The following is a 24,215-nucleotide window of genomic DNA, read 5'->3' on the forward strand; positions in this document are numbered from 1 at the left end:
CTAGGGGTGCGAGCGGGCATGCGCGTCCCGCTCTTGTACTCCCAGCATAGGTTGTCTATACAACCAAGTCAACAGATTTCTGCTGCAGTGTTGCGTCTACTTTTTCTCATACACCCGCTTGCCCGCCAGCCAGGTCTGCAGCACCTGCGTCTTGCCGATGGCGCTGGGCGCCACCTTGAACAAGTCCTGGTCGACGACGATAAAGTCCGCCCATTTACCCTTTTCCAGGGTGCCGACGACGTTTTCCTGATGCGCCGCCCACGCCGCGTCCAAGGTAAAGCAGCGCAGCGCCTCGGTCACCGTCATCGCCTGCTGCGGATACCAGCCGCCTGCTGGCAAGCCGGCGCTATCCTGGCGCGTGACGGCCGCATGGATGCCTTCAAACGGGTTGGGCGACTCGATGGGGAAATCGGAGCCGCAGGCGATGCGCGAACCCTGTTTCAGAAAAGTGCGCCAGGCGTACGCGCCCTTGATGCGCTCATGGCCCACGCGCTGCTCGGCCATGTTCTGGTCCGAGGTAGCATGCGTAGGCTGCATCGACGGCACGATGCCCAGGGTCTTGAAGCGGGGAATGTCGGAAAGCTGCACCACCTGCGCATGCTCGATACGGTGGCGCAGCCCCACATTGTGGTATTTGGCGATCAGTGCCTGGTAGCCATCGAGGATTTGATGGTTGCCCGCGTCGCCGATGGCGTGCACATTGACCTGGTAACCAGCGCGCATGGCCTTGTCCATCTTGGCCCGCATCACATCATCCTTGTAGAACAGCAGGCCGCTGGTAGTCGGATCATCGCTATACGGCGCCAGCAAGGCCGCGCCACGGCTGCCCAGGGCGCCATCGGACAGCAGTTTCACGGCCCGCAGCGCATACAGGTCGTGCGCGTAGCTGTTCAGGGGGCCGTTCTTGGACAGCGCATCAAAATCGTCCGTCGTATCCATGATCATGCCGTACACGCGCACCGTCAGCTTGCCGTGGTCGGCGTAGTCGCGGAACAGCCTGTCCTGCAGTTGGCCTATGCCCGCGTCGTGCACGCTGGTCAGGCCCACTTGCGACAGCTGGACCAATGCGCCGTCGAGCGCAGCGCGGTTTTCCGCGTCGCCGGGCTTGGGCAGCACGGCGTCCATCAGCTCCACCGCATTATCAACCAGCACACCGGTGGCGTTACCCTCCGCATCGCGTTCTATCTTGCCGCCTACCGGATCAGGCGTGTCGCGCGTGATGCCAGCCAGCGCCAGCGCGCGGCTGTTGGCCCAACCCGCGTGGCCGTCGACCCGGCGCAGCCACACAGGCCGCGTGCTTTCCGCCGCATCGAGTTCGGCGGCCGTAGGAAAACGTCCCAGCTTCCAGATTTCCTGGTTCCAGCCATTCCCCGTGATCCAGCTGCGTTCCGGGTGCGCCCTGGCGAAATCGGCCACCGTCTGCACCGCGCCAGCCAGCGAGGTGGAACCGTACAGCAGCACGCCGCTGGCGATCGCCCCCAGGCCAAACACATGGCCGTGCGCATCGATCAGCCCCGGCAACACCGTCTTGCCCTGCGCATCGATCACCGTCGCGCCCTTGGCCGCCTTGCGCTGCACCTCAGACTGGGAGCCGACGGCGATGATCTTGCCCGCATCGTCAAAAGCCAGCGCCGTGAAGCGGGCCACCTTGCCAGCATGATTGAGCGTATAGCCATTGGCATTGGCAATCACCGTGTCGGCGTGGGCGTGGCCGATGGCGCCCAGGCAGGCAAGCGTGAGCAGGGTGCGGCGCAATGGCAGGGTGGGCATTTACATCTCCAGGTTTTTATTAAAAAGACCAGTGTATAGAAATGCACAAAATGGTCAATCAACCAGCTATTTTGACGGGCGGACCATCAGCCAGTAATCGCAGCCGGTCACCGCTTCCGCATAACGCCCCGCCACGGCAAAACCAAGCCGGCCATAAAACGGCAGGCTGCGTTCATTGTAGGTTTCAAGGAAACACGCGGCACCGGCCTGGTCGACGGCAGCCAGGCCAGGCGCCAGCACGGACGCGCCCAGTCCCCTGCCCTGCGCAGCCGGCGCCACACCGGCAATCGACAGATACCAGGCATCTTTCAGTTCGTGCTCAGACAGCACCTGTTCCATATTCCCGACGATGGCCGTGAAGTGGGCAAAGCCCTGCGGCCCCAGCAAGGTACGCAAGGCAGTCTCGCGCTGTGCATAAGCGGCCTGGCGCAAGGCAGCCGGCGTATCCGTGGTCCAGATGGCGGCGCCATTGCCATCAATATCGGCCAGGTCGACCCGCCCCGCCTGATGGCCTTCAGCCAGCGCCAGCTCAAAATACACCATCAGCATCTCCAGCCGCGCCGCTTCGTCATCACCGCAAGCCACCGTGACGGTGCGGTAAAACGGATCATCTATCAGGGCGGCAGCCAGGCTGCGGGCGGCTGGGGATTGCGGTACTGCGTTGAACATCGGTGTTCTCTTCTGAGTAAGTAAATAAAGGACAAGCATCTTAACGCAAGCATCCACTACCGCGTGGCCGCTCCGCCGTCCCCAGTCACTGCGCCTCCGGCCCTTTCGCCGGCGCCCTGAACCATTCCTCGCGCGGCAGCACCTGCGATTCTTCCGGGTCGGCGATGTAGTGCGGCGAGGTGATCTGCACTTCGAACTCATTAAAGACGTCGATGATGTTCTGGTGCAGCCGGTTCAGCACTTCGGCGCGCTGGCGGGGGACTTCGGCGCTGGCGTAGGCGACCAGGCGGTATTGCACGTAGTAGTCGTGCAGGGCCAGTTGCATCACATACGGTTTGGGCGTGGTGGACAATTCGGTGGTGCGGGCGGCCGCCAGTTCCAGCATGGCGTGCACCTGGCGCCAGGGCGTGGCGTAGCCGATGGTGACGCTGGCGTCCAGCACGAAGCCGCCGCCGGGCAAGGCGCGCGAATAATTCTTGGTCGTCTGCGACATCACCCAGGCGTTCGGCAAGGCCACTTCTTCGCCCAGGCCTGTGCGCAAGCGCGTCTCGAACATGCCCACGTCGACCACCGTGCCTTCGCTCTCGCCCACGCGCACATATTCTCCCTTGCGCAAGGCGCGCGTGTACATCAGGATCAAGCCGCTGGCACCCTGGCCGACGATGCTCGACGCGCCGATCGACACCATCAGGCCAACCAGCACCGACAGGCCCTGGAAGGCGGCCGTGTGCGAACCGGGCAAATACGGATACGCCATGGCCAGCGCAAACAGCCAGATCACGACGCTGGCGATGCGGCGCGTGGGCATGGCCGTGTCCTGGTCCAGCCAGCCTATCTGCAACTCACCGCTCTCCACGCGCTTGAACAGCGACGATGCAGTAGCCGCCACCAGGCGCGCAATGGCGAAGATCACGCACACCAGCACCAGGCCCGGCAAGGCGCCGATGACGGCGTGCAGCACGTCAGTCGCGACATCGAGCAGATAGCCGCTCAGGCGCTCGCCCCAGGCGCGCGTGTAGGGCAAGCGGCCCAGCACGAAAGCGACCCACACATACGTGGCCATCAGGCGCAGCGCCCACAGCACCACGCCCAGCAGTTGATAAGCGAAGGCGATGTAGTGTTCGGCATCGAGCACGCGCACGTTTTTCAGGCGCACATCGCGCAGGCGCGCGGCCAGCAGCACACCGCTGCGGCGCTTGGCCCAGCGGTGCAGCCGCGTCAAGCCGGCCCAGACCAGCCAGAACACCAGGGTGGCAACAGCGCACACGGCGGCGGCAATCGCCAGGTAGCGCCAGCTGCTTTGCTCGGTATAGTCGAGCAGCGACTTGCGCAATTCCCCGGCCGCCTCCTGCGCTACGCTATCGGTGGTGTCGCCGGCCAGCTGGTTGACGTCGCCGGGGATGACGACAAACAATTGCACGCCATCGAGCAGCACTTGCGTGCCTTCCGGGATGGTGCGCGTACCCGTTTGCAGCGGGCCCTTCTTTGCCAGCACGCCTTGCAGCCGGTGCCGGGCGCCCGAGGCACGCTCATCGGGTGGATAGCCGGCCAGCGCGGCGCGGAAGACGAATATCTTGCGGTTAGTAAAAGTGAATGCCGCCGTCTTTGCCGCTTCGACGCTAGCCGATGTCGCGGCCGCGCTAGCATCAGGCAATGACGAAGCCGTATCGTCGGCCGCGTGGGCGCCAGGAAAAAGGAAAATCGTCAAAATCGTCAAAAAGCACAGCAGGCGAAAAAACGCGGACATGGCAAGAAATTAAAGTGGTCAGGAGCGGCCATCATGCCATGTAATACGGGAAACTCAAGCGTTACGCATACGGCTCAGCTGGCATCATGAAAAATAATGCCCAGCGTATGGCGCAAGCCCGAGCGCAGCCGCGATACGCCATGACGCATCTGCACGCGGTAGCTGCCGCGCGTGCCGTTCACGGGGCGGTGAAACACGGGAAAGATGACCGCGTCGCCCTGCGCCAGCGGCACCACTTCCGCGCGCGACTGCATGCGCGGGCGCTGTTCCGTCAGCACAAACTCGCCGCCCGTGAAATCGTCGTGCGGGTGCGACAGCAGCACGGCCAGTTGCAGCGGAAACACGTGCTCGCCATACAGATCCTGATGCAGGCAGTTGTAATCGCCTGCGCGGTAGCGCAGCAGCAAGGGCGTGGGCCGCACCTGCCCGGCCACATGGCAGCGGGCCAGGAAATCAGCATGCTCCAGCGGAAAGCGCGTTTCCAGTCCCATCTGCTCCTGCCAGCGGTTGGCAATCGCCGCCAGCGGGAGATATAGCGCCTGGCGCAGTTGCGCCACCACGGGCGGCAGCGGATACGAAAAATACTGGTACTCGCCACGCCCGAAACCGTGGCGCGCCATCACCACCCGGCTGCGGAAATGCGCTGCTTCATCGTAATGCGCGACCAGCGCCGCACACGTTTCAGCGTCCAGCAAACCGGGCACGACGGCGCAGCCGTGCTGGTTCAACTCGTCTTCAAGCGCTTGCCAGTCCGGCGCCCTCATTTGCCAGCCTCGCGGTCGAGCAGTGCCTGTTTGCGCTCGACGCCCCAGCGGTAGCCGGACAAGGCCCCATCGTTGCGCACCACCCTGTGGCAGGGAATCGCCACGGCCAGCGCATTGGCTGCGCAGGCGCCCGCCACGGCACGTGCGCCCTTCGGTGCGCCGATGCGCTTGGCTAACTCGGCATAGCTGACGGTGCTGCCGGCAGGAATTTCACGCAAGGCTAACCAGACGCGCTGCTGGAAGGCCGTGCCGCGCACATCGAGCGGCAGGTCCAGGCCGATTTGCGGCGCTTCCACCAGGCCGATCACCTGCGCCACCGTTTGCTCATAATCAGCTTCTGCGCCGCGCAGTTCGGCGCGGGGAAAGCGGTCCTGCAAGTCGCGCAGCAATACTTCCGGGTCGTCATCGATGAGGATGGCGCAGATGCCCTTATCCGTGCTGGCGACGAGAATCGCCCCCAGCGAGCAGGCGGCAATCGCAAAACGGATCACGGCGCCGCTGCCGCCAGCCCGAAAAGCGCCCGGCGTCATGCCCAGCAAACCTGGCGTGGCGGCATAGAAACGGCCGCTGGAATTGAAGCCGGCCGCATACAAGGTATCGGTGACATTGCCATCCCCTTGCAGCCCCGCCTTGAGCCGTTCGCCGCGCCGCGCCGCCGCGTAGGCCTTGGGCGTGATGCCCGTGTGCGCCTTGAAGATGCGGTGAAAGTGGAAACGGCTCATGCCGGCAGCCAGCGCCAGGCTGTCGAGGTCAGGCAATTCTTCGCTGGCGTCGATCAAACGGCAGCTCTCGGCCACCATGGCGGCATGGCGTTCGGCCAGCGGCGGCTGGTCGGGCTTACAGCGCAGGCAGGGACGGAAACCTGCCGCCTCCGCTTCGGCGCAGCTGGCGTGGAAAGCCACGTTGTGGCGCAAGGCCGGGCGTGCCCCGCAGGATGGGCGGCAATACACGCCGGTGCTGCGCACGGAATAATAAAAGACGCCGTCAGCGTCGGGCGCGCGCCGCTGCACGGCAGCCCAGCGTTCATCGTCATTCAAATAAACGGGTAAATTAATATGTTCCATGGCGCACTCCGTGCCTGTGATTGATAAGTATCGAGCATAGCCAGCGCCGCCGGCGAGCGCACTCCGGCGCTTGCTTTTGAATTCCATCGGCGGGCAATGCTAAAATCGCAGGCACGCCTCCGGCCGGAGGTGCGCCCCGCCCGCGCTTCGGAGAAACCGCATTGGACGACCAGATTACCCAAGAAAATACGCCCATTTTCCAGCGCATCAAGGATTTTTTGCTGGCAGGCATCGCCTCTGGCCGCTGGAAGGAAGGCGATGTGATCCCTTCCGAGCAGGCGCTGGTCAAGCAATTTGGCGTCTCGCGCATGACAGTCAACCGCGCCGTGCGCGAACTGACCAGCGAGCAGATACTGACCCGGCGCCAGGGTTCCGGCACCTATGTGGCGCAGCAAAAATACCAGGCAACCTTACTGGAAATCAAGAGTATCGCCGACGAAGTGCGCGCACGCGGCCATATCCACCGCAGCAGTCTGCAGTTGCTCGAACGCAGCAAGGCCTCGGACTTGCTGGCCAAGCAGTTTGGCCTGGCGCCTGAACAGCAATTGTTTCATTCGCTGATCGTGCACTTTGAAAACGGCGTGCCGATCCAGGTGGAAGACCGCTGGGTCAACCCGGCTTGCGCGCCCGATTACATGATCCAGGATTTTTCCAGCATCACGCCGAATGAATACCTGATGGCCGCCGCGCCCCTGCAAGGGGCTACCTACAGCATCGAAGCGCTGTCTGCCCCGCGCGACATCGCCGAAATGCTGGCCATCGATACAAAACAGGCATGTCTGGTGCTGCGCCGCCAGACGCGCTCGGGCGGCAAGGTGGCATCGATCGCCACGATGTGGCATCCGGGACACCGCTATCAATTCGCCGGCAGCTTCAGCTGATGCCGGCCGACGTCTGTCACTAGCATAAATTCGGCCCCCACTTTCTCACAGATACTCACAGGGCATGCTGAAAACCGCCATTTCTGGGGCGGGAAAAAGCCGTCCTGCAGAGCAGCATCCAAGTTAGCTACTCTAGCTAAATATTCAATGCTATAGTTGCCGCCATACCGCGGTAACAGCGTTTGTGTCACCATGTCAGTCAGGTTCAATCAGGGCCCAGAAAGGGAAGCATTTGTCGTATCGCAGCCACACCCGTATCAGTGCATTGCGCCCAGCGCGCCTTGCGGTGTACCGGCACGCGCGTACGATGCTGGCGACCGGCATGGTCCTGCCCTTGCCAGCCATGGCGCAGGCGGCCACGCCTGAAGTAAGCCAGGGCCAGCCTTGGCCATATGTGGCGATGGCGGCCAGCGCCCTGGCTGTCATTGCATGCTGGCAAGCCTGGCGCCAGCGCAGTGCCACGCCGAAAACGCCGGTGCAACAGCAAGCCGTACAGGCATTGCATGGCGCCGCCATGGCCAGCTGGACCTGGCAACGCAAGAATGACGGCCTGGTGATGTCCAGCCTGTATCAGGATATCCTCGGCGACAAGAACGCCAGGCTGGAGCAACCGTTGAAAGACTGGCTGTCGCAAGTACACCGCGACGACCGCGCACGCATGAGCCAGGTATTCCGCCAGCATGTCGACGGCAAGGCGCCTGGCCCTGTCAGTTATGAGTTCCGATTGCGCCATAGCGATGGCCAATGGCGCTGGCTGCTGGCGCGCGGCTCGGTATTGAGCCGCGCTTCAGACGGCACGGCCACGCAGGCGGGCGGCATCATTTGCGACATCAGCGAACGCAAGGCGGACGAACAATGGCGCATGCGTTGCCTGCTGGAAGCCGCGCCGGAAGCCATGCTGGTGGCCGATATCGATGGCAGAGTGCACTATGCCAACCAGATCGGCGCGCGCTGCTTCGGTTATCCACTGTCCGAGCTGGTCGGCCTATCCCTGGAACAATTGGTGCCGGAAAGCGCAGGCAGCCGCACCGTGGGCGACCCGCAAGGGCGGCACAGCCTGCCTGGCAGGGTGATGATGGCGCGCCGCCGCGACGGTTCGCAATTTCCGGCCAAGGTCAGCCTGTCACCGCTGCGTATGGCGGGCCATCTGTATTCCATCGTTTCACTGCGCGACATGACCCAGCGCCAGCGCGCAGAAGAGGCGCTGCACGCCAGCTCGGAACGCTACCGCCTGATCGTGCAGACGGCTGCCGAAGGCATCTGGATGACAGATGCAAAAGGCAAGACCACCTTCGTCAATCCGAAGATGGCGCATATGCTCGGCTATACAGTGCAAGACATGCTGGGCCGGCCCCTGCTCGATTTCATGGACCGCGACAGCCAGTTGCTGATGCAGCGGCGCCTGGCCAGCCACGGCCAGAAAGCCAGCCAGCCGGACCAGGTCGATTTCCGCTTCTTCCGCAAAGACCATTCCAGCCTGTGGGGCCTGGTGTCGAGTACCAGCATCCAGTCGGAAACCGGCGAGCCCGGCGGTACCCTGGCGATGATCACCGACATCACGGAACGGCGCCAGGCCTCGATTGCGCTCTCGAACTCCAGCCAGCGCATGGCCTCGGTCTTTGGCGCCGTCACCAATGGACTGGTGGTACAGGACAGCAACGGCCTCATTCTGGAAAGCAACGCGGCCGCCGAACGCATGCTGGCCGCCAGCCTGGGCAGCCATCATAGCCACAGCCTGTGGCGCGCCATCCGCGAAGACGGTTCCAGCTTCGACCAGCGCAGCCACCCCGTGCACATTACCCTGTCGACCGGGCAAGCCATGCGCGACGTGCTGATGGGCGTGCAGCAAAGCGATGGCAGCCTGTCGTGGCTGTCCGTGAATACCGAAGCCATCCGCGACGAATACGGCAAGGTCAGCATGGTGGTGGCCAGCCTGACCGACATCACCTATCACAAGCGTAGCGAAAGCGCCCTGCGCGAACTCAATGAACACCTGGAAGAGCGGGTGGCGCAGCGCACCGAACAGCTGGACCAGGCCAAGCAGGTGGCGGAGGAAGCCAGCCAGGCCAAGGGACAATTCCTGGCCAATATGAGCCATGAAATCCGCACGCCGATGAATGGCGTGATCGGCATGGCGTATCTTGCCCTGAAGACAGAACTGGAACCGCGCCAGCGCGATTACCTGGAAAAAATCCGTTTTGCCGGGGAACACTTGCTGGGCATCATCGACGATATCCTCGACATTTCCAAGATCGAAGCGGGCAAGCTGGAAATCGAACGCGTCAATTTCAGCTTTGACCATGTGCTGCAAACCCTGAGCACAGTGGTGGCGCCGCGCGCCGCCGGTAAAAACCTGGAACTGGTGTTCGAGATCGACCCGCAATTGCCGGCCGTGCTGGTGGGTGATCCGCTGCGCCTGGGGCAAGTGTTGATCAATTACACCAATAACGCCATCAAGTTCAGCGAGCAGGGCAGCATTACCGTCAAGGTGCACAAGGTGGTCAGCGATGCGCGCAACTGCCTGGTGCGCTTCGAAGTATGCGACCACGGCATCGGCCTGTCGCAAAATGAAATGAGCAAGCTGTTCCAGTCCTTCCAGCAGGCGGACACCTCCACCACGCGCGAATATGGCGGCACTGGCCTGGGCCTGGCCATCTGCAAGCAGCTGGCCCAGCTGATGGGTGGCGACGTGGGTGTCGACAGCCAGCCCGGCGCCGGCAGCACCTTCTGGTTTACCGCCCATCTGGGCATTTCCGACCAGACCGCCCCTGCCATGCTGGACAATATGGTACAAACGGCAGCGGCCATGCGCGCCAGCGCCGACGCGGCCCTGGTGATGAGCACGCTCAAGCATGCCCGCATCCTGCTGGTGGAAGACAATCCCTTCAATCAGCAGGTGGCGCTGGAGTTGCTGGAAGAAGCAGGCGCCTCCGTCTGCCTGGCCAACAATGGCGTGGAAGCGCTCGATTTGCTGCGCCAGACACAGTTTGACTGCGTGCTGATGGATGTGCAGATGCCGCTGATGGATGGCCTGGAAGCAACGCGCCATATCCGCGCCGACCCGCAGCTGGCCAAGCTGCGCGTGCTGGCCATGACGGCCACCGCCACCAGCGAAGACCGGGTGCGCTGCCTGGAGGCGGGCATGGACGATTTCATTTCCAAGCCGATCCAGCCAGCCATGATGTACCAGACCATCGCCAGCTGGCTGCCCGAACGCGATGCGCCGCCGCCCGTGCGCAGCCGCAGCGTGCCCGCTTTCAAGACCACCTTGGCTGGCGATCCGCTGGTGATCGACTTGTCCATCCTGGCCAAGCTGCTGGGCTACAACCCGCAAAAGGTACGCAAGTTTGCCTTCAAGTTCTTGCAGACCACGCAAGACGGCTTTGCCGAAATCGATGCGGCGCTGGCGCGCGGGGACGTCAACCAGGTGCGCGAACTGGGCCACCGCATCAAGTCGTCGGCGCGCACCGTGGGCGCCCTGGGCCTGGCCGAGCTGTGCCACAGCCTGGAAGTGCTGGTGCCAGGCGAACCGGTTGACGAAGCGGAACGGGCCGGGCGCATCGTGGCCCGCTTATGGCCCTTGCTGGACCAGATTACCGAACAGATCATGAACAACACCAGCTTTGCAAATGAGGATTGATGATGCATGCAAGGCCGCACAGCACACTGAAAGACTGATGATAATGAACATACTCTCCCCCCAAGCGAGCAATGCCGGCCTGGCGCCGCTGCGCGTGCTGCTGCTCGACGATGACGTTTTCATGCTCGACGTGCTCAGCGACATGCTGGAACACCTGGGCGAATTCGACATCCGCTGCGAATCGCACAGCGAACTGGCGCTGGCCAGCTTGCGCGAGCATCAACCTGACCTGCTCATTTGCGACCTGTCCATGCCCGACGTCGATGGCATCGAATTTTTGCGCATGGCGGCCGAAAGCGGCTTCCAGGGTGGCGTGGTTTTATTGTCGGGTTTGCACTCTGCCGTGCGCCTGGCCGCCGAACGCCTGGCCGTGGCCAATGGCCTGCATATATTAGGCACCTTCCGCAAGCCGCTGGAAAGTGCGGAATTGTTGCAGATGGTCAGCTTGCAGCGCCAGCATTCTGCCCGCCTGGCGGGCCGGACGGGCGCATGATGGCAAGCGCCAGAGCCAGCATCCATGCGGCTTTGGCGCCTTCTGTCGAGGCGGCAACAGAATCTATCTCAAGTTTTTCTGCAATAATCTCCACGCTTTGAAAAAATGGGTTATTATTTCAGCCATCCCCGCCTGCATACCTCTGGTCGCACCTTCCAATAATATTGAATTCGTGCCCATTGCCCCCATCTGCTAGCTGTACTCCAGGAAGCATGGATGGCAAACCAGCGTATGGTTGTTCCAGGCATTATTGACCCCACCCTCATTTGAGGAAAATATGAGCGAAAATATCAAACACATTAGCGATGCATCTTTCGATGCAGACGTCCTGAACTCCGAATTGCCTGTCCTGGTTGATTTCTGGGCAGAGTGGTGCGGTCCATGCAAGGCCATCGCGCCTATCCTGGAAGAAGTCGCCAAGGAATACGCCGGCCGCATCCAGATCGCCAAGATGGACGTAGACGCGAACCAGGCAGTACCTGCCAAGTTCGGCATCCGTGGCATTCCGACCTTGATCCTGTTCAAAAACGGTGCTGCAGCTGCTCAAAAAGTAGGCGCCATGGCCAAAGGCCAGTTGACCGCTTTCGTCGACAGCAACATTTAATGTATGATAGGCAGCGCTGCGCCCGCAGCGCCGCCTGATTGGATACACCGGGAAGCGGCCAGACACCATTCGTGCCACCCCTTCCCTGATAATTAAGCTAGCCACGCAGTTCCCTCCCCTACCTTTACATCCCGTCTCGGGACACTCAAGACATATGCATTTATCTGAACTAAAGGCCTTACACGTATCCGCCCTGCTTGAAATGGCGATCGGTCTTGACATTGACAACGCAGCCCGCTTGCGCAAACAGGAGCTGATGTTCGCTATCCTGAAAAAACGCGCCAAGTCCGGCGAACAGATTTTTGGCGATGGCGCCCTGGAAGTGCTGCCTGACGGCTTCGGCTTCCTGCGCTCGCCCGACGCCAGCTACATGGCGTCCACCGACGACATTTACATCTCCCCTTCGCAAATCCGCCGCTTCAATCTGCACACCGGCGATTCGATCGAAGGCGAGGTACGGACCCCGAAAGATGGCGAACGCTATTTCGCTCTGGTCAAAGTAGACAAGGTCAACGGCGAATCGCCGGAAGCCTCGAAGCACCGCATCCTGTTTGAAAACCTGACGCCGCTGCACCCGAACGAGCCGCTGCGCCTGGAACGTGAAATGAATGGCCAGGAAAACATTACCGGCCGTATCATCGACCTGATCGCCCCGATCGGCAAAGGCCAGCGCGGCCTGCTGGTGGCGTCGCCGAAATCGGGTAAATCCGTGATTCTGCAGCACATCGCGCATGCGATCACCGCGAATCACCCCGACATCACCCTGATCGTGCTGCTGATCGACGAACGTCCGGAAGAAGTTACCGAGATGCAACGCTCGGTACGCGGCGAAGTGGTCGCCTCGACCTTCGACGAGCCAGCCACGCGCCACGTGCAAGTGGCTGAAATGGTGTTGGAAAAAGCCAAGCGCCTGGTCGAAATGAAAAAAGACGTGGTCATCCTGCTGGACTCGATCACCCGCCTGGCGCGCGCCTACAATACCGTAATCCCTGCCTCGGGCAAGGTGCTGACCGGTGGTGTCGATGCGAACGCGCTGCAACGTCCAAAACGCTTCTTCGGCGCCGCGCGCAATATCGAAGAAGGCGGCTCGCTGACCATCATCGCCACCGCGCTGATCGAAACCGGTTCGCGCATGGATGACGTGATCTTTGAAGAATTCAAGGGTACCGGCAACATGGAAGTGCATCTGGAACGCCGCCTGGCTGAAAAACGCGTCTACCCGGCCATCAACCTGAACAAATCGGGTACCCGCCGCGAAGAATTGCTGATCAAGCCGAACGAACTGCAAAAAATCTGGATCCTGCGCAAGTTGCTGTACTCGATGGACGAGATCGAGGCGATGGAGTTCATTCTCGACAAGATGAAAGCCACGAAAAACAACGCTGAGTTTTTCGACATGATGCGCCGCGGTGGCTGATTTTTGGGGTCAGACCCGACGGGTCTGACCCCAGCCCTCCGTTGATCATCACGCGAAAGCCGCTCACTGAGCGGCTTTTTTATTGCCGCGGGCGTGAAAGCGCTATATAATCTGCGGTTGCATTATTTTAAACCCTGGCAAGTGATCGGCAATCGGGTCAAGAAGCAAGACGACCGACGAAGTGCTGTTTGGCTACCAAACTAGAGAGAATCCCATGAAAGCCGATACCCATCCAGATTACCGCGAAGTTGTTTTCCACGACCTGTCGTGCGATTTCAAATTCGTTACCCGTTCGACCATCCAAACCCGCGAAACGATCAACCACGAAGGTAAAGACTACCCACTGGTGAAGATCGAGGTTTCGGCTGAATCGCACCCTTTCTACACGGGCAAACACAAAATCGTCGATACCGCTGGTCGCGTCGAGAAGTTCCGTCAGAAATTCGGTTCCGTCGGTTCGAAAACCGCAGTCGCAGCAGGCTAATTTTTGCCGCCTTGCGGCAAAAAGGCAGCTTCGGCTACCAGGAAAAAGGCAGCTTCGGCTGCCTTTTTTGCCTTTGGCACTGATATGCACTCCCCCGCGCTTTCCCCTGTACTTTCCCTTATACTGCCGCTTACCCCGACGCAAGTTGGAATGCGTCTTACTATTTTTTACTGATACCAATTCCCGATGAAGCCAGTCCGCCTTCCCGCTGCTGCCACACTCGCGCTGCCACGATGGGCCTTGTTTGCGCTTGGCCTGCTGTACATCCTGCCCGGCCTGATCGGCCGCGAACCGTGGAAGAACGATGACGCCGCCAGTTTCGGCATCATGTGGACCATGGCGCACGGCGGCCTCAATGACTGGCTATGGCCGAATATCGCCGGCATGTCCATGCCCGAAGAAGGCCCGCTGGCCTTCTGGCTCGGCGCTATCTTCCTGAAAATATTCAGCTGGCTCGATGGCGAAGTGTTTGGCGCGCGCATGTCCACCATCGGCATCTTCGCCATCGGCACCCTGTCTGTCTGGTACACGGCCTTCAACCTGGGCCGCCGCAGCGATGCCCAGCCACTGCGCCTGGCCTTTGGCGGCCAGCCTGAACCGAATGACTTTGGCCGCACCCTGGCCGACGCCGCCGTGCTGATTTACCTCGGTTGCCTGGGCTTGCTGCAACACAGCCACGACATCACCGCCGAAGCGCTATATGTATCGCTGCTGGCCTACCTGCTGTACCGCGCCGTACGCTACGTGGAACTGGCGTCGCTGCGCAATGCCGCCCTGCTGGGCCTGGCGCTGGGCGGCTTGACCCTCACGCGTGGCTGGGTCACGCCGGTGGCGCTTACCATCGCCCTGTTCCTGTGTACCTTATTCCTGCGCCTGCCCTTGCTGCGCACCTTGCGCCACCTGGCGCTGGCAGTACTGATTGCCGCCGCGCTCACCTTGCTCTGGCTGCTGCCGGGCGAACTGGTGCAGCCATATGGCCATTCGCCCCTGCACGCCTGGATGGAATGGAATTTTCGCCAGATCAGCCTGCCAAGCCTGAAAAGCCTGCAATTCTTCTTCCGCGTCGGCATCTGGTTCTTCTGGCCAGCCTGGCCCTTCGCCGTGTGGGCCGTGTATGCCTGGCGCCGCCAGCACCACGTGCTGCATGTCGTGGTACCGCTGACCTTTGTTGCGATGCTGGCCATCTTGTCCTTGTGCCACCCCGACCCCGACCAGAGCCAGCTGCTCCCATTGCTGCCGCCGCTGGCCGTCATGGCCGCCTTCGGCCTGTTGACCATGAAACGCGGCGCCATCAACGCCATCGACTGGTTCTCCGTGATGGTGCTGACCATCTGCGCCGCCGCACTGTGGCTATTCTGGTTTGCCATCCTGACAGGCTGGCCGCCAAAACTGGCCCATAATGCCTTGAAGCTGGTGCCCGGCTTCAAACCCGAACTGGACCTGATCGGCTTCTTCGTTGCCGCTGCCGCCACCGCAGGCTGGGTAGCCCTTGTGCACTGGCGCATTTCGCGCCAGCCAGCCGTGCTGTGGCGCGCCGTGGTGCTGTCGTCGGGCGGCCTGATCCTGATCTGGGTGCTGATGATGACGCTGTTCTTGCAGGAACTTAATTACAGCAAGAGCTACGCCGGTGTCGCGCATCAGATTTCCGTCTCCCTGCCGCCTGGCAATGCCTGCATCAATACCAATGTCGGCGCCGCACAACGGGCTTCGTTCGCCTACTATGGCCGCCTGCCCTTTGCCAGCGTGGGCCAGAAGGATTGCGACTTGCTGTTGCTGCAAGACAGCGTCAAGCTGCACGACAAGCAGGAACGCTTGCCTGATCACAATGGCGCAGAGTGGACGAAACTGTGGGAAGGCAGGCGCATTACGGATGATAGTGAGCGCTTCCGCCTTTACCAGCGAATCAAGTAATATTTCTACACAGAAAAACCGGGGCAACCCGGTTTTTTTACGTCCAGAATAATATTATCAAAAAACAATGTACAATTGCCAAAAGAAATGTTTTGTTATATTTATTGAATGAAACTTGTTTTTTATATATAATGCGTTTCTGCGTGATGGCGGTCGTTCTGCTTTCCCGCCCATCCCACTACTCTTTATCCTGAGAAACCCATGAAATCGTTTGCCGCACGCGTCTTGCCCGCCATCAGCGCCTCCCTGCTTGCCCTGTCCTTCGCCACCCCGGCCCAAGCCGCCGTGACGATGATCGACCTCGGCGCGGCCCAAGGCTATTCCGCCTTTATCTTCGGCAATGTCGGCAGCAGCACGGCCACCGGTTTCCATGATGTAGAAGGCCGTTTGGCCGTCGGCGGCGACGCCTGGCTCAGCGGTTTCTCGGTCGGACAAAAAAGCAAAGCTGGTTCCAGCGCCCCGAGCATCGTCACCGGCGGCAGCCTGAATATCGAATCGGGCGCCATCTACAATGGCGGCAGCTTGGGCAAGGCCGTGTATGGCGTCAACGACGCCAACGCCAAGCTCAGCAGCAAACAATGGTTTGAGCCAGGCACTTTCAGCAAGGGCAATGCCTCCACCCTGGACTTTGGCGCTGCCAAGCAACAACTGACGGCCTTGTCGAACGATGTGTCCAAGCTGAAACCGACGGGCACCGTCGTGTTTGAAAACAGCGGCTACACCCTGCGCGGCGACATCAATGCCGACGTGAACATTTTCAATATCGATTCGGCTTCGCTGCAAAACCTGACCCTGGACCTGTCGTCGATCAAGAGCACGGCCCACATCATCATCAATGACAGCGCCACCACGATCAACCTGTCGGGCGGCTACAGCAGCTTCAGCGGTTTCGCCGACCGCACCCTGTTCAATTTCGCCAACGCCACCAGCACCAGCCTGACCACGTATGCATGGGGCAGTATCCTGGCGCCAAACAGCGATTTCTCGGGTACCGGCCACCTGGAAGGCACGCTGGTCGCCAACTCCGTCAGCGCAAAAAACGCCTGGGGTTCACAAGTGGAAATCGGCGCCACCGGCTTTACTGCTGCCAACATCTCGGCCGTACCGGAACCAGGCACCTACGCCATGCTGCTGGCCGGCCTGGGCGTCTTGTTCCTGCGCCGCCGCAAACCGGCAAGCACGATGCTGCAAGCCGCTTAAGTCTCCCTCCATAAAAAAACACCGGGCCAGCCTACGCTGCCCCGGTGTTTTTTTATGTTGAATCTTATTGCGCGGCTAGTCCCAGATCCGTGGCCACCTGTTTGCGCAGCAGGTATTTCTGGATCTTACCCGTCACCGTCATCGGGAATTCCTCGACGAAACGCACGTAGCGGGGAATCTTGTAATGGGCGATCTGGCCCTGGCAGAATTCCCGCACTTCTTCCTGCGTAGCCTGCGTACCGGGACGCAAGATAATGCAGGCGCACAGTTCCTCGCCATACTTGGCGTCCGGCACGCCCACGCACTGCACGTCCAGCACCTTAGGATGGCGGTATAAAAATTCCTCCACTTCGCGCGGATAAATGTTTTCGCCGCCGCGGATGACCATATCCTTAGAGCGACCCACGATGCTGCAAAAACCGTTGTCATCGATCACGGCCAGGTCGCCCGTGTGCATCCAGCGGGCTGCATCGATGGCTTCGGCCGTCTTTTCGGGATCGCCCCAATAGCCCTGCATCACGGAATAGCCGCGCGTCAGCAGTTCTCCCTTTTCACCGCGCGGCACGATACGCCCTTCCACATCGATGATCTTTACTTCCAGGTGCGGATGGACGCGGCCGATCGAAGCCACGCGCATTTCGCGCGGGTCATCGATGGAAGTCTGGAAACTGACGGGTGACGTTTCCGTCATGCCATAGGCGATCGTGATTTCCTCCATGTGCATCAATTCGATCACCCGCGTCATGACTTCCATCGGGCACGGCGAACCGGCCATGATGCCGGTGCGCAAGCTCGACAGATCGTAGTGCTGGAAATCGGGATGGTCGAGGATGGCGATGAACATGGTCGGCACGCCATGCAAGCCCGTGCAGCGCTCGGCCTGCACCGTTTCGAGCACGGCTTTGGGATCGAAGCCTTCGCCCGGATACACCATGGCCGCGCCATGCGTGACGCAAGCCAGGTTACCCAGCACCATGCCGAAGCAGTGGTATAGCGGTACGGGGATGCATAGCCGGTCTTGCTGCGTCAACCGCATGGCCTCGCCGATAAAAAAGCCGTTGTTCAGGATATTGTGGTGCGTCAAGGTAGCGCCCTTGGGCGCGCCGGTGGTGCCGGAAGTGAACTGAATGTTGACGGCGTCGTCAAACTGCACGCCGGCGCTGACCTCTTCCAGGTGAGCCAAGTCGGCGCTGGTAATGCCTTCTAGCAAATTATCAAAGTTGTGCATGCCCGGCGTGGCCGCCGCCCCCAGGCGGATAATATGGCGCAACTGCGGCAAACGCGTCGATTGCAGGGCGCCGGCGCGGCTGCTGGCGATTTCCGGCACGACATCTTGCACGATGACCAGGTAATCGCTGAACTTGAAGCTGGGCGACAAAATCAGGGCGCTACACTGCACCTTGTCGAGCACATATTCGAGTTCCGAGCGGCGGTAAGCGGGGTTGATATTGACCATGATCAAGCCGGCCTTGGCCGTGGCAAACTGGGTCAGCACCCATTCGGCACAATTTTGCGACCAGATGCCGACACGCTCACCAGGCTGCAAGCCCAGCTTCAGCAAGCCAGCCGCCAGGCGGTGTACGCGCTGCTGAAATTCGCTGTAAGTCCAGCGTATATTCTGATGCGCGACGACCAGGGCGTCATGCTGGCCGTGGCGGGCGGCGACGCCATCCAGATAAGCGCCGATGGTCTCGCCGATCAAGGGCGTCTCGTGGGCGCCGTGTACATAACTCAGTGCTTGCATGCTGTCTCCAGGTGATGGCGCTGTGCGCTCTTGTATGGCTGATCGACAATGGATCGATTACAAAAATTATAGCCGCATCCGCTCCCACACTGGGGCGCCTTGCTGTAATGTGCAGTCCGGCGCCACGATATCCATGGCTACTTACGGCACAACATCAACATGACAGGCAACGACAATACGCGGCATCGACCGGAACAGGGGTTTATCCTGACCCGCCACTGGCGCGACACCAGCGCCGGTACGGAAGTCGATTTCTGGCTAGCAACGGAGGCCGGCCCCCGCCATGTATGCCTGCCGCTGCAAACTTCGGTGGCGTTCATACCGATGGAACAGCGCGAACAGGCCGAACAACTGCTGCGCGGCGAACGCCATGCCGAACTGCGGCCCTTGTCGCTGTCCGACTTTCACCACCGGCCCGTACTGGGCCTGTATTGCAAGCAATACCGGCACTTGCTGAAGCTGGAAAAACAGTTGCGCGCGCAGGGCGTGGACGTGTACGAAGCCGATATCCGCCCGCCCGAGCGTTATCTGATGGAACGTTTTATCACGGCGCCCGTCAGCTTCAGCGATGGAGCATCAGAGGGGCAATTAAAACCCGCCCCCGGTTACCGGCCCACCTTGAAACTGGTGTCGCTCGATATCGAAACCACGGCCCATGGCGAGCTGTATTCGATTGCGCTGGAAGGCTGCGGCCAGCGCCAGGTGTATATGCTGGGGCCACAAAACGGCGGTGACGAAGTTCTCGACTTCGATCTGGAATACTGCGACAGTCGGCCCGCCATCCTGGAACGCCTGAATAGCTGGATGGTCGAGCACGATCCGGACGCCATCATCGGCTGGAACCTGGTGCAGTTCGACTTGCGCGTGCTGCGCGAACATGCCGAGCGCTATCAGGTGCCGCTCAAGCTGGGACGCGGCGGCGCCGTGATGGAATGGCGCGAGCATGGCGGCAAGCAGGAACATTACTTTGCCGCTGCGGCAGGGCGATTGATTATCGACGGCATCGAAGCCTTGCGCTCGGCCACCTGGAACTTTCCCTCGTTCAGCCTGGAAAACGTGGCGCAAACCCTGCTGGGCGAAGGCAAGTCGATCGACAACCCGTATCAGCGCATGGCCGAAATCGACCGCCGCTTCCGCGAAGACAAGCCGGCCCTGGCCCGCTACAACCTCAAGGATTGCGAGCTGGTCACGCGCATCTTCGCCAAGACGGAACTGCTGACCTTTTTGCTGGAACGGGCCAGCGTGACGGGGCTGGCGGCCGACCGCAGCGGCGGTTCGGTGGCCGCGTTCGAACACCTGTATTTGCCGCTGATGCACCGGCAAGGCTATGTGGCGCCCAACCTGGGCGATATCTCGGGCGAAAACAGCCCGGGCGGCTTTGTGATGGATTCGCAGTCGGGGCTGTACGACTCGGTGCTGGTGCTCGACTATAAAAGCCTGTACCCGTCCATCATCCGCACCTTTTTGATCGACCCGGTCGGCCTGGTGGTGGGCACCAGCGGCGATGAAGCCGACACGGTGCCCGGCTACCGGGGCGCGCAGTTTTCGCGCCTGAAACACTGTTTGCCGGCCATCGTGCAACAGGTCTGGCAAGGCCGAGAAGCAGCCAAGCGCGAACGCAACGCGCCCCTGTCGCAAGCATTAAAAATCATCATGAATGCGTTTTATGGCGTGCTCGGTTCCAGCGGCTGCCGCTTTTTCGACCCGCGCCTGGCCTCGTCGATCACCTTGCGCGGCCACGACATCATGCACCGCACGCGCGAGCTGATCACGCAGCAGGGTTACCAGGTGATTTATGGCGATACGGATTCCACCTTCGTGTGGCTGAAAACGGCGCATAGCGATGAGGAAGCGGGCAAGATCGGCCGCGCCCTGGTGGCTCACGTGAACCAGTGGTGGGACCGGCATCTGCGCGAAGAATTTGGTCTCGACAATGCGCTGGAGCTGGAATTCGAAACGCATTACCGGCGCTTCCTGATGCCGACTATCCGCGGCTCGGAAGAAGGCAGCAAGAAACGCTACGCGGGCCTGATAGGTAAAGCCGACGGCAGCGAAGAAATGGTCTACAAGGGCCTGGAAACGGTGCGCAGCGACTGGACGCCGCTGGCGCAGCAATTCCAGCAAGAGCTGTACCGGCGCATCTTCCAGCGCGCCGCCTACCAGGATTATCTGCGCGACTATGTGGCGCGTACCGTGCGCGGCGAGTTCGACGCGCTGCTGGTGTACCGCAAGCGCTTGCGCCGTCCGCTGGAAGATTACCAGCGCAATGTGCCGCCCCATGTGCGCGCGGCGCGCACGGCCGATGCCTACAACCTGGCGCAAGGGCGTCCGCTGCAATACCAGAATGGCGGCTGGATCAGCTATGTGATCACGGTGGCCGGGCCGGAACCGCTGGAAACCCAGCGCTCGCCCATCGATTACAACCATTACCTGACGCGCCAGCTGCAGCCGGTAGCCGACGCCATCCTGCCCTTCCTCGGTGATGATTTTTCGCGGCTGGTTTCAGGACAACTCGATCTGTTTTGACTCGATAATGCTTATCAGCGCAGCCAAGCTGAGGTAATATCGGCGCCTGCCCAAGCCTGTCTGCAAGCGGCCTGCGGCAGGTCCATGCGGCGGCAGCGTAAAATACGCCATGGCGAAAGAATAAGCGCAGTACCGAAGAAGATGCCACTCAAGACGAGAATCATTCTCAAGAAGATTTTACGTCCTGAAATGGCGCATACTATATCCATGTTGAACCAGCAATCAATGCGGCCCGCACCTGCCGCTTGCTTGTTAATTTTTGAATGAATTGAAACCATGACCGAGATCACGTCCTTAAGAGACATCCCGCAAAAAAATATCTTCCGCAAAGGCGATACCTTTGTCCTGTTTGGCGAGCTGTTCGGCCGGGGCTATGTCAATGGCTTGCTGGACGAAGCGCGCAAGGCGGGCATGAACATCATCGGCATGACGGTGGGCCGCCGCGATGAAAACCTGGCGCTGCGCCCATTGAACGCAGAAGAGCTGGCCGAAGCGGAAGCCAATCTGGGCGGCCGCATCATCAACGTGCCGCTGATGGCCGGTTTCGACCTGGACGCACCGGCCGGCGAACCGACGCCAACCGCCCTGCTGGGTGGCCTGACCCTGAAAAGCTGGCAGGAAGACAAACTGGACTGGGCTCAGATCGAACGCTGCCGCGAAGCCGGCATCGCCCGCTTCAGCGCTTCCGTGGCCAAAGCCATGGCTGAACTCGACAGCCTGATCCCTGACGGCAGCAATGTGTATTTCGCCCACACCATGGCCGGCGGCATTCCAAAAGTCAAAGTCTTCCTGGCGATTGCCAACCGCATCTACAAAGGCCGCGGCGAGCGTTTCATGTCTTCGCGCGCCCTGCTCGACAGCGACCTGGGCAAGCTGATCCTGATGAACTTCGACGAAGTCACGGCCAACACCCTGCAACACCTGATCGACGGCAGCGCCGCCATCCGCGCCCGCATCGAAAAAACAGGCGGCCAGGTGCGCTACAGCGCCTACGGCTACCATGGCACCGAGATCTTGATCGACGGCAAATACCAGTGGCAAACCTATAGCAACTACACCCAAGGCCTGGCCAAGAAGCGCCTGGAAGACGTGGCCAAGGCCGCGTGGGAAAAAGGCATCAAGGCGACCGTGTTCAACTGCCCGGAAATCCGCACCAATTCCTCGGACATCTTCGTCGGCGTAGAACTGTCGCTGTTCCCGCTGCTGGACGCGCTGAAAAAAGAAAGCGGCGCGACCTGGGCGCAAGCGCAATGGGATGCATGCCAGGCGCTACTGGAAGACGGCACCTCGCTGCAAGACTTGCTGGACCGCATCGCCGCCTACAACGGCGACAGCACCAGCGTGCACTTCCGCAACTTCGAAGCCTGGCCGATGGACAACACGCCAGAACTGGCGGAAGTCATGATCGGCACTTCCGACGACATCACCAAGCTGCACAAGGACCGCAAGGAACTGATCACCGACCACCTGAGCTCGCTGGTACTGGAAGGCACGGGCCCGCTGATGTTCCACGAAATGTCGGAACCGAAAGCGCCGGTGATCTGGCTGAACCACGACATCATCGCGCGCCAGCTGAACACCGTGCATAACGCTGCCTGAAGCTAGTTCATCCTTACCATCCACGGCCCGGCTCACCCCGGGCCGTGTGCGTTTACAGCGCACTTTTCCTCGCTGTCCGGCTCACGCCAGTAATGAAATAAACTATTCCGGCAAAAAACTTGCCGGATTGTGACAGATCAGTGATAATACGTCTCGCGTTGCCGGGATGGCGGAATAGGTAGACGCACGGGACTCAAAATCCCGCGCTGGAGACAGCGTGCCGGTTCGATTCCGGCTCCCGGCACCACCAAACATTGTAGTAGTAAAAGAAAGCCACTAAATTCAGAATTTAGTGGCTTTTTTTACGTCCATTAATTCTTTCACTCAACTTGTCGAAAGAAAGACACTGTCACTTTCATACCTAGTGACCAGCACGAAGAAATCTTATCGCCTAGCAAATAGGAAAAGAAAAGAATTATAAATTGTCAAATAAATTAATTTAACAATAATAATGTGTGGTTGTAAATTAAATTGTCTTCAAATCAATCTTTAATTTACATTTTTATGATGCATACTGATGTATATTAGTAATAATTTCATCTTCTTTCCTTTCCAGCAAGCATATAAGCGGCGCGATGTCACGCATGAGGCATGGCAGCAGCACACTTATTAATCAGTCTATATCACACCCGGTGTTTATGAATTCCATATCTGAACTGTCTTCTTCCACGAGCCAAGGCAATTTCGCCTATTTCCGCGAACTGAATGCGCGCTTGGGCACCCTCAAGGCGGCTAATTACGATATTGTTTCGAAATGCAATTTGCGCTGTGAAGGCTGTTTGTTCTTTGAGGGCGAGGAAAACGAAGGACATGAGGATTGCCGTTCGCTCGCGGAATGGGATGCGCTGTTCGCCGCCGATGCTGCACGCGGCGTTACGCTCGCCTATCTGGCCGGTGCAGAGCCTAGCCTGGTGCCGGAGCGGATACGCGCGGCCCAACGCAGCATCCCCCACGGGATAGTATTTACCAACGGTACGATACGCTTACCCGACGATATTTTTTACCGTATCCATATTTCCTCGTGGGGTGTCGATGAAATCGGCAGCTCCTTGCGCGCCGGCGATGTGCTGACCAAGGCATTGAATAATTATCGCGATGATCCACGCGCTGTGTGCGTCTTCACCATCACGTCCCTGAATATCGGTCAGATCATGATCATGGCTGAGCTTGCCAATAGTCATGGCCTACCGCTCACCTTCAGTTATTTCAGCCCCACTACCCGTTATCTCGACAAATTGGAAAACAAGGTAGATAACGATAAAGCCTATTTCCGCATCAGCAGTGCCACGCAAAGCCTGGCCTTGACGCAAACCGACTTCGCCAAGGCCCGCGCAGAAATTGTGTGCGCCATGCAAGCTTATCCAGAAACGGTGCAATACTCCCTCAGTTATGACGACTGGGTCACGGGGAAGGAACTTTACGATATCGACCCTGTCACCAAGATCGCGAAAAATTGCGGCTTTCGCATCACAAAGCAAGTGCACGTCCATGTCGACCATCAGCCTGGCAAGGGTAAATGCTGCAGTTCGAATATCGATTGCAGCAACTGCCGCGCTTACGCGATGGGGCAATCGACCTACTTGTCGCGCATTCGCGACGCCGTCAGAAAACCGGAAGAGCTGGCGAAATGGATCGAAGTAAGAGAAATCTGGGCCAAACTGTTCCTGAACACCGATAAATCGACTGCCGCCAGCCTGTAATG

18 protein-coding genes and 1 tRNA gene are annotated in these 24,215 nt (G+C 60.1%); 12 read left to right on the top strand and 7 right to left on the bottom strand.

The window, feature by feature from the left end; all coding sequences use genetic code 11:
* Window positions 1–96: 96 nt before the first annotated feature.
* The 5 genes from HDE75_RS09455 to ada all read right to left on the bottom strand — a co-directional run bounded on the left by HDE75_RS09455 (window position 97) and on the right by ada (window position 6,014).
* Window positions 97–1,770: an amidohydrolase gene (locus HDE75_RS09455; RefSeq protein ID WP_183674560.1), complete on the bottom strand. Its 1,674-nt coding sequence runs from the start codon at window positions 1,768–1,770 to the stop codon at window positions 97–99.
* Window positions 1,771–1,836: 66 nt separating this feature from the next.
* Window positions 1,837–2,439, bottom strand: coding sequence for a GNAT family N-acetyltransferase (locus HDE75_RS09460; RefSeq protein ID WP_183674557.1), 603 nt, complete (start codon window positions 2,437–2,439; stop codon window positions 1,837–1,839).
* Between the two features lie 85 nt (window positions 2,440–2,524).
* Window positions 2,525–4,186 (bottom strand): mechanosensitive ion channel family protein, encoded by a 1,662-nt coding sequence (locus tag HDE75_RS09465; RefSeq protein ID WP_183674554.1) that lies wholly within the window; start codon window positions 4,184–4,186, stop codon window positions 2,525–2,527.
* Window positions 4,187–4,260: 74 nt separating this feature from the next.
* Complete coding sequence (locus HDE75_RS09470; RefSeq protein ID WP_183674551.1) at window positions 4,261–4,950, bottom strand: 2OG-Fe(II) oxygenase; 690 nt, start codon at window positions 4,948–4,950, stop codon at window positions 4,261–4,263.
* Window positions 4,947–6,014 carry a bifunctional DNA-binding transcriptional regulator/O6-methylguanine-DNA methyltransferase Ada gene (gene ada, locus HDE75_RS09475; RefSeq protein ID WP_183674547.1) on the bottom strand — a complete coding sequence of 356 codons (1,068 nt, stop codon included), beginning with the start codon at window positions 6,012–6,014 and terminating at the stop codon, window positions 4,947–4,949. Before ada ends, HDE75_RS09470 begins: the two co-directional genes overlap by 4 nt.
* A 161-nt stretch (window positions 6,015–6,175) precedes the next feature.
* Here ada and hutC point away from each other — a divergent pair, with 161 nt between their 5' ends.
* The 8 genes from hutC (at window position 6,176) to HDE75_RS09515 (ending at window position 16,644) form a co-directional block, all read left to right on the top strand.
* Entirely contained in the window at window positions 6,176–6,895 is a 720-nt protein-coding gene (gene hutC / locus HDE75_RS09480) for a histidine utilization repressor (protein WP_183674544.1), read from the top strand.
* 322 nt (window positions 6,896–7,217) lie between these two features.
* Entirely contained in the window at window positions 7,218–10,535 is a 3,318-nt protein-coding gene (locus tag HDE75_RS09485; protein WP_183674542.1) for a PAS domain-containing hybrid sensor histidine kinase/response regulator, read from the top strand.
* 43 nt (window positions 10,536–10,578) lie between these two features.
* Window positions 10,579–11,028: a response regulator gene (locus tag HDE75_RS09490; RefSeq protein WP_260173854.1), complete on the top strand. Its 450-nt coding sequence runs from the start codon at window positions 10,579–10,581 to the stop codon at window positions 11,026–11,028.
* Between the two features lie 277 nt (window positions 11,029–11,305).
* Complete coding sequence (gene trxA / locus HDE75_RS09495) at window positions 11,306–11,632, top strand: thioredoxin TrxA (protein WP_183674536.1); 327 nt, start codon at window positions 11,306–11,308, stop codon at window positions 11,630–11,632.
* A gap of 154 nt (window positions 11,633–11,786) precedes the next feature.
* The gene (gene rho, locus HDE75_RS09500) at window positions 11,787–13,049 is read left to right on the top strand and encodes a transcription termination factor Rho (RefSeq protein WP_010401543.1); all 1,263 of its coding nucleotides are present in this window, start codon (window positions 11,787–11,789) and stop codon (window positions 13,047–13,049) included.
* A gap of 214 nt (window positions 13,050–13,263) precedes the next feature.
* A complete protein-coding gene (locus tag HDE75_RS09505; protein ID WP_183674533.1) occupies window positions 13,264–13,533 on the top strand; it encodes a type B 50S ribosomal protein L31 in 270 nt (89 codons plus the stop codon).
* A gap of 186 nt (window positions 13,534–13,719) precedes the next feature.
* Window positions 13,720–15,444 carry an ArnT family glycosyltransferase gene (locus HDE75_RS09510; RefSeq protein WP_183674530.1) on the top strand — a complete coding sequence of 575 codons (1,725 nt, stop codon included), beginning with the start codon at window positions 13,720–13,722 and terminating at the stop codon, window positions 15,442–15,444.
* Window positions 15,445–15,645: 201 nt separating this feature from the next.
* On the top strand, window positions 15,646–16,644 hold the full coding sequence (locus HDE75_RS09515) for a choice-of-anchor A family protein (RefSeq protein WP_183674527.1): 999 nt from the start codon (window positions 15,646–15,648) through the stop codon (window positions 16,642–16,644).
* Between the two features lie 64 nt (window positions 16,645–16,708).
* Here HDE75_RS09515 and HDE75_RS09520 read toward each other — a convergent pair whose 3' ends face one another.
* Window positions 16,709–18,388: an AMP-binding protein gene (locus HDE75_RS09520; RefSeq protein ID WP_183674524.1), complete on the bottom strand. Its 1,680-nt coding sequence runs from the start codon at window positions 18,386–18,388 to the stop codon at window positions 16,709–16,711.
* 159 nt (window positions 18,389–18,547) lie between these two features.
* On the opposite strand from HDE75_RS09520, the gene HDE75_RS09525 reads away from it, so the two are divergent.
* The gene (locus tag HDE75_RS09525; protein WP_183674520.1) at window positions 18,548–20,914 is read left to right on the top strand and encodes a DNA polymerase II; all 2,367 of its coding nucleotides are present in this window, start codon (window positions 18,548–18,550) and stop codon (window positions 20,912–20,914) included.
* A 14-nt stretch (window positions 20,915–20,928) separates the two neighbouring features.
* Here the strand turns inward: HDE75_RS09525 and HDE75_RS09530 are convergent, their stop codons facing one another.
* A complete protein-coding gene (locus HDE75_RS09530) occupies window positions 20,929–21,192 on the bottom strand; it encodes a hypothetical protein (protein WP_183674517.1) in 264 nt (87 codons plus the stop codon).
* Between HDE75_RS09530 and HDE75_RS09535 the strand changes: the two genes are divergently transcribed.
* From HDE75_RS09535 to HDE75_RS09545, 3 genes are all read left to right on the top strand, one after another.
* Window positions 21,191–22,513, top strand: coding sequence for an enoyl ACP reductase FabMG family protein (locus HDE75_RS09535; RefSeq protein WP_183674514.1), 1,323 nt, complete (start codon window positions 21,191–21,193; stop codon window positions 22,511–22,513). The two genes, HDE75_RS09530 and HDE75_RS09535, sit on opposite strands and share 2 nt — an antisense overlap.
* Before the next feature lie 160 nt (window positions 22,514–22,673).
* Window positions 22,674–22,760, top strand: a tRNA-Leu gene (locus HDE75_RS09540).
* A 391-nt stretch (window positions 22,761–23,151) separates the two neighbouring features.
* The gene (locus HDE75_RS09545; protein WP_183674511.1) at window positions 23,152–24,213 is read left to right on the top strand and encodes a hypothetical protein; all 1,062 of its coding nucleotides are present in this window, start codon (window positions 23,152–23,154) and stop codon (window positions 24,211–24,213) included.
* The last annotated feature ends 2 nt before the right edge of the window (window positions 24,214–24,215 follow it).

The organism is Janthinobacterium silvisoli (genome assembly GCF_014200725.1).
Taxonomy (GTDB): domain Bacteria; phylum Pseudomonadota; class Gammaproteobacteria; order Burkholderiales; family Burkholderiaceae_D; genus Janthinobacterium.

Excerpts from the sequence above, each read along its gene's own strand:
- rho (WP_010401543.1), top strand. The coding sequence starts at position 11,787 with ATGCATTTATCTGAACTAAAGGCCTTACACGTATCCGCCCTGCTTGAA.
- HDE75_RS09455 (WP_183674560.1), bottom strand. The coding sequence starts at position 1,770 with ATGCCCACCCTGCCATTGCGCCGCACCCTGCTCACGCTTGCCTGCCTG.
- HDE75_RS09520 (WP_183674524.1), bottom strand. The coding sequence starts at position 18,388 with ATGCAAGCACTGAGTTATGTACACGGCGCCCACGAGACGCCCTTGATC.
- HDE75_RS09465 (WP_183674554.1), bottom strand. The coding sequence starts at position 4,186 with ATGTCCGCGTTTTTTCGCCTGCTGTGCTTTTTGACGATTTTGACGATT.
- HDE75_RS09535 (WP_183674514.1), top strand. The coding sequence starts at position 21,191 with ATGACCGAGATCACGTCCTTAAGAGACATCCCGCAAAAAAATATCTTC.
- HDE75_RS09510 (WP_183674530.1), top strand. The coding sequence starts at position 13,720 with ATGAAGCCAGTCCGCCTTCCCGCTGCTGCCACACTCGCGCTGCCACGA.
- HDE75_RS09490 (WP_260173854.1), top strand. The coding sequence starts at position 10,579 with ATGAACATACTCTCCCCCCAAGCGAGCAATGCCGGCCTGGCGCCGCTG.
- HDE75_RS09460 (WP_183674557.1), bottom strand. The coding sequence starts at position 2,439 with ATGTTCAACGCAGTACCGCAATCCCCAGCCGCCCGCAGCCTGGCTGCC.
- ada (WP_183674547.1), bottom strand. The coding sequence starts at position 6,014 with ATGGAACATATTAATTTACCCGTTTATTTGAATGACGATGAACGCTGG.
- HDE75_RS09515 (WP_183674527.1), top strand. The coding sequence starts at position 15,646 with ATGAAATCGTTTGCCGCACGCGTCTTGCCCGCCATCAGCGCCTCCCTG.
- HDE75_RS09530 (WP_183674517.1), bottom strand. The coding sequence starts at position 21,192 with ATGGTTTCAATTCATTCAAAAATTAACAAGCAAGCGGCAGGTGCGGGC.
- HDE75_RS09505 (WP_183674533.1), top strand. The coding sequence starts at position 13,264 with ATGAAAGCCGATACCCATCCAGATTACCGCGAAGTTGTTTTCCACGAC.
- trxA (WP_183674536.1), top strand. The coding sequence starts at position 11,306 with ATGAGCGAAAATATCAAACACATTAGCGATGCATCTTTCGATGCAGAC.
- HDE75_RS09485 (WP_183674542.1), top strand. The coding sequence starts at position 7,218 with ATGGTCCTGCCCTTGCCAGCCATGGCGCAGGCGGCCACGCCTGAAGTA.
- HDE75_RS09545 (WP_183674511.1), top strand. The coding sequence starts at position 23,152 with ATGAATTCCATATCTGAACTGTCTTCTTCCACGAGCCAAGGCAATTTC.
- HDE75_RS09525 (WP_183674520.1), top strand. The coding sequence starts at position 18,548 with ATGACAGGCAACGACAATACGCGGCATCGACCGGAACAGGGGTTTATC.
- HDE75_RS09470 (WP_183674551.1), bottom strand. The coding sequence starts at position 4,950 with ATGAGGGCGCCGGACTGGCAAGCGCTTGAAGACGAGTTGAACCAGCAC.